We start from the raw sequence: 9,643 nt of genomic DNA on the forward strand, positions 1-9,643 counted from the left end.
ACTTATCGAGCATTTCGCAGCCCACCAAAGAAAGAAGAGGCAAGGACGAAAGCTGGAATTATATGCCTGTCCAGCTCACCGGACTAATTCAGCAGTCTCGTCCGGGGTCGAGGGGAATTTGCGACGGGCTCCCCGGAGGTGGCGCTGCGCTGACCTCCGGCTACTCGCTGCAATCCCTTCGGGATAGTGGATTCGCTGGCGCTCTCCATTGACACCCAACGAAGTGTTTCTTTTTAGCGGCAGGGCGCGAGCCCTCCGGTCTTTGAACGCTAAAACCGGACGGCTCGCGGGCTGTCGATTTGAACGATGTTCTGAAAACAGCGCGATGACCTTAGGCGCGACGCGTCAGCGAGAAGCGCCGTGTGGCCCCTTGCTAACGCATGCGGGATTCAATCGACAGGCCGCTAGCGCGACGGCGTTGCACCCACGCCACCGCACTCAATCGCGGACGCGAATCCAGTGATCATGAAACTTGATGCCCTGCTTCTGGTCGATGGCCGGCATGTGGCAGTCGATGCAATCGGTCTGGGGGGACACCGGGCAGATGACGTGGCTCGACTGAGTCTGGTCGTGGCATTGGATGCAATTTTTGATCTGGCGGCTCATCTCGTCGGGGCCATGGTGGCTGACGTGCGGGGAATGGCACGTCGTACATCGTAGGCTCTGTTCTGATTTCAAATAGCACTTGCTGCGTAACATGCCGACCGGTTGAAACCGAACCAACGTATCGGGATAGTCACGTAGTTCGAGTTTCGAGATGCTGCGAGGCAGACGGTGGCAATCACCACACAGCTGAAGCTCCGATTCTCGGTCCCAGGTTTCCATGCCGACCGAATACGGTGCCGGTTTGGGGGAAAGGCGAGCTGATCGGACATGTTCACTGCCCGGACCATGGCATTTCTCGCAGTCGACATTCGGGGTCAGATCCGCGATGTGTCCCTGCCGGATCGTCGCGGTGGTGGTGTGGCAGTAAACGCAACGTTCCAACACCTCGCCTTGCAACGGACTGCCGAATCGCTCCGCTGCCGAATCCGGTGTCTTTTCCTCGTGTCCCACGGTCAGTCCCAATCGATCGCCGGCATAACAGCTAACGCGATGCTCGATCGCCGTCGTCTCGCCGCCCGGTGTCGCCTGCAGCGTGAGAAACGTTTGGGCGTTGAATCCAGACCCCAACGCGTATTGCAACATCAGTGATGTCGGGGGCTCGGGGCCATCGAGTTTCGCGATCAGGTTTCCCTCCGCGTCACGCTGGTAGGAGTAAATGCCGTACTGCGGTCCCCCATCGAACGTTTCTCCGGCAAAAATCTCGGGCAGCTCGGTGTCGGCCACCTCGAAGAATGTCGAGGCATGACCATGGTGGGCATGGGCAGCGAAGTTTTCGCGATGACACTCCCCACACACCTTCCGCCCCACGTAGGTCAATCCAGTCGCGCCGGTCAATCCAGCTCCGTCGGTCAATCCAGCTCCGTCGGTCAATCCAGCTCCGGGCGTCACGTCGGCCGGCTCCGCACTTTCGCGTGGATCGGGGGCAACGCCGTCGGCGGATGATGGGGGGAAGACGACCGCACGAATCGGACGCTGCACCGATCCAGGATCTGAGAATGCTTCGTCCGACCGCTGCGACAGCTCACCGAAACTCGCGATTGTCAGGACCAGAACGAGGATCAGCGAGATCAAGACGAGGGGCTGGAAGCGGTTCAAGACGTGGCTCCGGAATGGGGCGAGGTGGATCCTTGTGATCAGCATCGTTTGCATCATTGTGAGAGACGTCGGTGCAAACAACAACAAGCGTTCCCGCAATGACGACGGATGCTCTTTTTTATCTCGCTCCGGCCAGACCGATCGAGGGTTCGTTGCGACTGGCCGTGATCCCATCTATGCTGGTTTCGAAAGCGAATCTTTTAAGCTGTGGCCGCGTCAGCAAGTTGTCACGGCGAAGGTGCGAAGGCCCGAAGACCCAGTGGGAAAGACCCCGTGGCAAAGCGGGTGTTTCACGCCGGATGTTCTAACGGGTGCCAAGTGAATGTCGGACAATTCAAATCGGCGAGACGCCGTCGCGGAGGGATCGGTTGGTGGCACCGTGGTGATGCTGATTTGTGTTTGCGCACTCGGGGTGTGCTTAATCTGCGGTTGTGATCGAACGCAGACCGCCGTGGAGGTCACCCCACCCTCGCGATCGCCGCGTGACAGCGTCATTCAAGACAACGTCGATCAAGACAGCGGATTCAGGTCGTCATCCGGCGGTGACGTGGACGCCCCTGATCCATCAACGACCGACGTGGCGGATGGACGTGATCGCGGCAAGCCCGGTGATTCCAACACCCCGCAACCTGCCACCGCGGAACAACTGCGCGAAACCGCGTTGCGCGCCTTGGAGCAGGGGCAAGACGATCTGGCGTTCCAACTGGTGCGTCAAGTCATGCGAATGACGCCCGATCATCCCCAAGCGATCTTTTTACACGCGTTGGTACTCGGCGATCGTCATCGATTCCACGAAGCCATCGAGATGCTGGACGAATTGGCCGCTCGCATGCCGGCGACCCGTCTACCGGCAATGGGCCAAACCGCCGAGTGGTTGGTGCTTGCCGGGAACTACGACCAGGCCGAAGCACGCTATCGTACGATCCTCGACGAGATCCCTGACGCGACGATGGTGCACCGTCACCTGGGACAGTTATTGCTGCAGCAGGGCAAACGGATCGAGGCGGCGTCGCACTTTCGCTACCTGGCGCAGCGCGGTGAGGTGAACCAGGACGAGCTTCGGTGCCTGCTGTCGCTGGTCAAGCCGCTGCCGAAGCAGTTGGAATCGGGCAGACTGGAGCCGCTGAACCGATTGGCGCAGTCGAGAAACCAGATGGCACTCCAAGATCTCGACGCCGCCTTGGAAATCTTGCAGCCCGAGGAGCACCAAACGTCTCGCGCGGGAGCTGACGCAAACCGCCAAGCCGTCGCCCGGGCGGAAGCCTCGTTGCGGGCGCGGATTCAGGCCTTGAGAAACGAGTGGGACGCGGTCCGACAGTGGGCCGAGTCCGTTCAACCCGATGCGGCCGACGCGGACGGTTGGTTTGCCGCCGGATGTCACGCCGCCCATCAGCAAAACCACGACCAAGCGATTCGATGTTTTTCGCGAACGCTGCTGATCGATTTCACCGACGTCGATGCGTACGACAGGTTCAGCAAGTCGTTGCGCGCGGTGGGGCAAACCGCCGTGGCCGATGAAGCCGACAGGCGAGCCAAGTGGATTCGACAGACTCAAGACATCGGTAACCGACTGACAATGAATCAAAGTCGCGATCGAGCTCTCGTGGCAAAATTGGTGACCTTGTTGCAACAGCTGAAACGCCCCGTCGAAGCATTCGCTTGGCAGAGCATCGATCTCGTCTTCGCGGTCAACGATGCCGCGATCAGCGAAGCAGAGGCGGAAAACGCATTCTTGGCCATCGGGGAACAACGTGAACGGTTGCTGAGATCCGGCGGGCATCAAATCGCTCCGTCCTTTATTCTTTGTGGTCTCGAAATCGATGCGTTGGAACTCCGCCAAGGTGACTGAGGGCAGCAACGGCATGGACAGCATTGGATTCCTCGCTCGCTGCCGATGGGTGACCTTGTCTCGCCTGACCGACTGCATTCGGCTGCCCCATCGCGTTGGTCTGACCCATCGCGGTCGCGTGGCTTCTTGGGTGTGCCTGAGCCTGCTTGGTCTGGTTCTGGTCTCGGGGTGCGGATCCGAGCCATCCCCAGCCTCATCCCGATCCAGCTCGCCCACTGTTTCCGAGGACCACGTCGCTGCCAGCGATCCTAACAGCGGTGATCCTAACAGCGGTGATCCTAACAGCGGTGATCCTAACAGCGGTGATCCTAACAGCGGTGATCCTAACAGCGGTTCCAACGAGGTCGCCGACGGCGTGGCGGATCGCAAAGGCATCATTGAGCGAGCCGATGCGTTCAAGGCCCAGGCACGCTATCGGGAAGCTTATGAGCTGTTGAAGACGTTGTTGATTGTCGACCCGGAGGACACCGAGATTCTGTTTCGGATGGCCATGTTGGCGGCCGCCGATGGTGACTTGGCCGCGGGCGTGGAATTGTTAGGTGAGATTCCCGTCGATCATCCGCAAGCCGGCTTGGCCGCGCAGGGGCAATCCGCCGATTGGTGTCTGTTGCTGCATCGTTACGACGAGGCGGAGCAGCGATACCGTCGGCTGCTGGACCGGATGCCAAATGCGGTCACCGCCTTGCGTCAACTCGCTTTTTTGTACAATCGTCAGGGGCGTCGTCAGGAGGCAGCCGAACTGGTCAGGCGACTGTGCTTGCTAGGCAACGTGATGCAGGACGAACTGCACTCGCTGATCTCGCTGAGCGATGCGATGTACAGCCCGCCGGACGATCAACGTTCGGCAACGGACCAACCGCAGTTGCCCCCGGGCGGACCGCAGTACGTGCCCATCTCACCCTACGGCGACGCCCGACTGGCGTTCCAAGAGCGGCGGTTCGACGACGTGATCGAACTGCTCAGGCCGGCCATCGAACGATCGCAGGCGCCGCCCGCGATGGTGGCATTGTTCGGTCGCGCTGCTGGCGAGCTGCAAAGTGATTCGATGCTCGCCTGGTGGCTGACACAGTTGCCGCCACAAATCACCGAGTACGCCGACTACTGGGCCACGCTCGGGATGATGGAACTGATGGAGCGACGCTACGACTCTGCGATTCGCGTTCTCGGTGAAGCCTTGCAGCGCGACCCGACCGATTTTGCATCGACCAGTCGGATGCGTCAGGCCCTCGGTTCGTTGGGCAAGGAAGACGAAGCCCAGCGTTGGTTTGACCATTGGACCCGATTGCGGGCGTCGATCGATGCAAACAATCAAGTCGCGATGCAGCGGCCTCCGGATCCAACATCGGTTGAATCATTAGCGAACGCGCTGGATGACCTGGATCGACCGTTGGAAGCGATTCTGTGGCGGGCGATTGTCGCTCACGGTGCAGGCGACCAGCAACGTCTGGCGGAGCTGAACGAGCAGCGTGAATCGCTGCTCGCCGATGGCAAACCGTTTCCCGATCGTCAATCGCGATTACAGGGAACAGACCTTGAGCTCTATCCGCTGCCGGACCTGAAACAGTGGGCGCTGGACGAAACAAACGAGACCCCGACGGCGGCCGCTGCGATACGCAACGATTCTGTCCCGGCGTCCTTTCGCAATTTCGCCGATGCGATGGGCATGCGGCATACCTACCGTGTCGCGGATCAACCGCAAAGACAGCGCTACGCGATCTACCAGACGCTCGGCGGTGGGGTCGCGGTGTTGGACTACGACCTCGATGGCTGGCCGGACCTGTTTTTTGCACAGGGCGCCGCCGATCCGCCGGGTTTTGCAAGCCGAACGGGCAACCCGTCCGGTGGAACGTCGCTCTATCGAAACGAGACGACGAGGCTGGTTGAGACATCGGCGCTCGGTAATGCGTTGCACCAAAGCTACACATTGGGTGTCACGGCGGGGGATTGGAACCAGGACGGGCTGCCGGATCTGGCCGCGGCGGGGATCGGCAGGTCGGTGTTGCTGATCAACAACGGCGATGGGACGTTCGCCATCAACCCACTGGAAAAACCGGCGGGTGTTCATCGTGTGCCCGCGTCGATCGCCATCGCGGATCTCAGCGGCGACCGCCTTCCCGATCTCATCGAGATCGGTTACGTCGATGACCCGAACATGACCGTGAAACCGCCTGTGGACTCCGAGGGCAACGTGCTGATCACGGTGGCGCCGAATAACTTTGCCGCCGCCCGTGACTTCCTCTTCACCAATCAAGGAGACGGATCCACCGGCTTTCGCCCGCTGAGCGACCAAGACGATTCTCGAACCGGGCTGGGATTGGTGATCGCTGATTTCGACGGCGAGCCGGGAAACGAAATCTTCATCGGCAACGATTCGCTGCCGAACCGACTCTGGAAGCTGGGGCACCAAAATGATCCCGTGGATCTGGCGTCGATTCTGGGCTGCGGCTATGGATTCAGCGGTGGGGCGACCGGTGCGATGGGAATCGCCGTCGGGGACTTTGACCGAAACCACGAAATCGATTTACACGTCACCAACTATGAAAACGAAAACGCCAATCTGTACTTGATGAAGCATCGATCCTTCCAAGACCGCAACCGCCAATTTAATCTCGGCGAAGCCTCCAAAGAACGCGTCGGATTTGGCACCCAGGCGATCGACTATGACAACGACGGTGACGAAGACTTGGTGGTGACCAATGGGCATCTCGACAACGCCAAAAGCATTCGAGGCGGCCACGCCCAGCCGATGCAATTGTTTGCCAACGTGGGATCTGAATTTCGTTTGATGGACGTCGCTGACCCCTCCGGGTTTTGGAGCAAGCCCCAGTTCGGCCGCGCATTGGCCACGCTCGATTTGAATCGAGATGGACAAATGGACTTTGTCGTCACCCAAGTCGAGCGGTCATCGGCGTTACTGGTCAACCAGACCGATGCAGGGCAGCATTGGATGCAAGTGGCGCTGGTGGGAACTCGCTGTGAGCGGGATGCCATCGGTGCTCGTGTCGAATTGCACACGGCGGGTCAGACGACGGTGCGGTGGATGGTTGCAGGCGACGGGTATTTGTGCCGCAACGAGCAGACGCTTCATTTTGGGCTCGGTTCCAACGCAACGGTGGACCGGCTGCGGGTTCAATGGCCCACCGGACAGGTGCAAACGTTTGAAAACATCCCGGCCGATCGACGCGTGCTCATCGTCGAAGCGGAACCGGAACTGTTCACGTTGCCGTGACCCGTGACGCACGTCGTGACCTGTGACGCGCGTCGTGACGCGTGAGTGGTCGCGAACCTTACGACGTCTCCAGGTGCCCAAAAACCGATCGGCGGATTTCGGGATCACGGATCTTCCAGATGACCGCATCGATAAAGTAATGGTGCACATTGACGATCATCATCGTTGCCGTTCCCAGGAACAGGAACGGCACCGAGACCGTCGACATCGTCCACCCCAGGATTTGCGTCCATTCAAAAACCACGAATCCGATCATCACCAAGGCGGCGTAGTAGGTCAGCATGTGCAACTTCATTCGTCGCGTGTTCCCGCGCGCGTTCATTTCCACCCGAGCGGGAAACATCAGGTATTGCACGGCGTGAAAGATTTGAAGCAGGAAGAAGGACTGTGGATAAATATCCACCATCACATACCAGCTGAACGTCGCAACCCAGGGCAGCCACACCGTCGCCGGCACGGCACGTCCTTGTTCGACCGACATCAGACGAAATCCCCACAAACCCAACAGGAAACAGACCAAGACGACGACACGACAGATCTGCATCAAGGATTCCATCAAAAATTCACCGGCACGCTGTTGCGGAAACCATGACGTCAGCAAGCCCATCGACTCGACGCCCCAGGTGACGTGATACACGAAGAGCGCATAGAAACCACAACGGATCAATCGCCGATCCCTTGCCGTCATCTTGAATCCGGCCAAGTGCGCGAAACAGGCGGTCGCGCCCCAGGACTGGCCGACGTAGTGCCAGCCCAGCAGCACAGGCGCCAGCCAACCCAGCACGATCATTCCGGTGGGCCGTCTGCCCTGCATTTGCTCCACACTCGATGAGCCTTCCTGAACACTCCAGACCGCGATGTAGACCAAGAAGGCGAGGGCCAACAGGGGCGCACCGATCGTGACCATCGGGTGCAGCCGAAAATTCTTGCGTCGCGAATACAGCACGCGATACGACGCCATGAAGTGTGGCCCATTGATCAAGAGATCGCTAAACAGATAAGCGTTCACCGCGATCAACATGTTGTCCATGCCGCTGGAACTGATCGATCCATAGGCGATCACGACCAGGGCGATCACCAACGATAGCCCCCCGCCACAGATCGCATCGATCCTCGGACTGATCAACGCTTTGGCGGGAGCGGCGGCTGAATTCGCTTTTTGCAACACGACAAAAGAACCTGGTGCACTCTCCGCACGGGCGAATTCGAATTAATTTCGTTCCTCGAACATCGATCCGAATAGTCTACATCAACCGGGCCCGGTCGGCCACGGAGCATTGGGGCGTTCCGTCAATGCCGCGAACTGTCTGCGGGAGCCTTTTCCGATCCACAGTGTGACCGGTCGCTCGCCGCATTGGCGGTAACGTTTTTCGAGCACGTTGGGATTCTGGGACACGCCCCTGGTCTTCACCCGCCAGGGATAACAATTCATCGATCGCAACGTCTTGCGCAACTTGCGGTCGTCACAGGCCCCCGACCAGATCACGGGTTCACAGATCGCCAGATCACTCTCGATCGCGGTGTCTCCGGTCAGAAAGCCGCTGGGACCGCCGATCATGTCGTAGCCGTATTGTCCGGCAAACGATTCGGTCAGTCCGGCGGCCCGAATCGCGGCGTCGGGGTCGGCCAGATACTCCATCGGCTTCTCAACTCGGCGGCCGGTCTGGCTGTCTCCATCGCCGGTGTAGGTCGCCGCGCTGCCATCGGCGCGAACCAGCACGGCGGTGCGTGAAGCTGCGATCAGCGGGTGGCCGAAACACGTGGCGGCCCGGTCGATCGCCTGCCCGGTCAATAACGTTTGCTCGCGGACACTGCCGCCGAGCGAAATCCATAGCCGATGCCGTTCCGGGCGATCTTCGATCACCGCGGCGGGCGCCAGTTTCACGATCCCGGCGGCGCAGCGGTCCAGGATCTGTTCGACGACGTCCCACGACGGCGAGTAGTCTTCCGGACGCACCTTGCGGCCACTGTCGTCGCGTCGATCGGGGTCCAAATGAACCGTCGCATCGGTGGCGATGGACACCGTGGCGACGTCATCCTGGCGAACCGCAACCTGTGATTGAGCGGGCTGAACATTCATCCGCAGATTCTCCGTGGCCATCGCGACCATCATCGGATCGCTATCGACCGCGGTGACTTGCACCTCGGCCGAGCCCATGTGCTTGGCGATCGCCATCGTATCGGCACCCAGACCACAGCAACCGTCGAGCACCGAACTGGAATTCATCCACCGCGCTTTCAACTCGGCGACCGGAGCGGGCGTTGCTTGACTGAGCGAGCGTTCGGTGCACCACCAGATCCCCTCCCCGAGTTTCGCACGAGCTTTGGATTGCAGATTCAATGACACGAGCACGACGGCGGCCAGATCCTCGCCGACCAGCGAGCGAATCTTGGCGGCCAAGGCGGTGTCCCAAGTTCCATGCGCCGACGCGATCCGCAGTGCGTCCTCGCAGCGTTCCAAATCGTCGGCGGTAATCGGAGAAGTCATCGCAAGGCAGGGATCGGTGGGGAGAATCATTCAGACCGGCACGCGAGCCATTGCCGCACGCGGCCAAACCAGCACGTGGCGTCAGCCAGTGGCGCGCGAGTGGCAGTGGTTTCGCCACGCGCCGCTCGCTAACGCGTCCCGCTGGGGATCCTACCGGCCGCGGGCATTTCAGCACGTGGCGTCAGCCATTGGCGCGTGTCGACTATGGTTCCACCTCGCGCCGCTCGCTAACGCTTCCCGCTGGTGTGCGTCACGACGTCAGCGTTCGCTTGAGGAACCGTCGCAGGGCCGGTTTGGTGGCTTGGCCGAGCCGATTGATCGCCAGCGTGGTTTCCTGTTCGTCGCTGGAGACGGTGATTTTTGCATCGCCGAGATC

General features: G+C 60.2%; 5 protein-coding genes. 2 read left to right on the top strand and 3 right to left on the bottom strand.

The features are described from left to right. Positions 1 to 438: 438 nt before the first annotated feature. Entirely contained in the window at positions 439 to 1,701 is a 1,263-nt protein-coding gene (locus ABX749_RS10505) for a multiheme c-type cytochrome (RefSeq protein ID WP_372895936.1), read from the bottom strand. A 451-nt stretch (positions 1,702 to 2,152) separates the two neighbouring features. On the opposite strand from ABX749_RS10505, the gene ABX749_RS10510 reads away from it, so the two are divergent. Both ABX749_RS10510 and ABX749_RS10515 read left to right on the top strand, forming a co-directional pair. Further along, entirely contained in the window at positions 2,153 to 3,550 is a 1,398-nt protein-coding gene (locus ABX749_RS10510; protein WP_372895937.1) for a hypothetical protein, read from the top strand. Beyond that, the gene (locus ABX749_RS10515) at positions 3,522 to 6,779 is read left to right on the top strand and encodes an ASPIC/UnbV domain-containing protein (RefSeq protein ID WP_372895938.1); all 3,258 of its coding nucleotides are present in this window, start codon (positions 3,522 to 3,524) and stop codon (positions 6,777 to 6,779) included. The genes ABX749_RS10510 and ABX749_RS10515 overlap by 29 nt, the downstream gene beginning before the upstream one ends. A 58-nt stretch (positions 6,780 to 6,837) precedes the next feature. Here the strand turns inward: ABX749_RS10515 and ABX749_RS10520 are convergent, their stop codons facing one another. Together ABX749_RS10520 and ABX749_RS10525 are read right to left on the bottom strand one after the other, a co-directional pair. Continuing rightward, positions 6,838 to 7,947: a hypothetical protein gene (locus ABX749_RS10520; RefSeq protein ID WP_372895939.1), complete on the bottom strand. Its 1,110-nt coding sequence runs from the start codon at positions 7,945 to 7,947 to the stop codon at positions 6,838 to 6,840. Between the two features lie 81 nt (positions 7,948 to 8,028). Continuing rightward, complete coding sequence (locus tag ABX749_RS10525; RefSeq protein ID WP_372895940.1) at positions 8,029 to 9,267, bottom strand: class I SAM-dependent methyltransferase; 1,239 nt, start codon at positions 9,265 to 9,267, stop codon at positions 8,029 to 8,031. Between the last annotated feature and the right edge of the window lie 376 nt (positions 9,268 to 9,643).

This window comes from Stieleria sp. (genome assembly GCF_041595215.1).
Lineage (GTDB): Bacteria > Planctomycetota > Planctomycetia > Pirellulales > Pirellulaceae > Stieleria > Stieleria magnilauensis.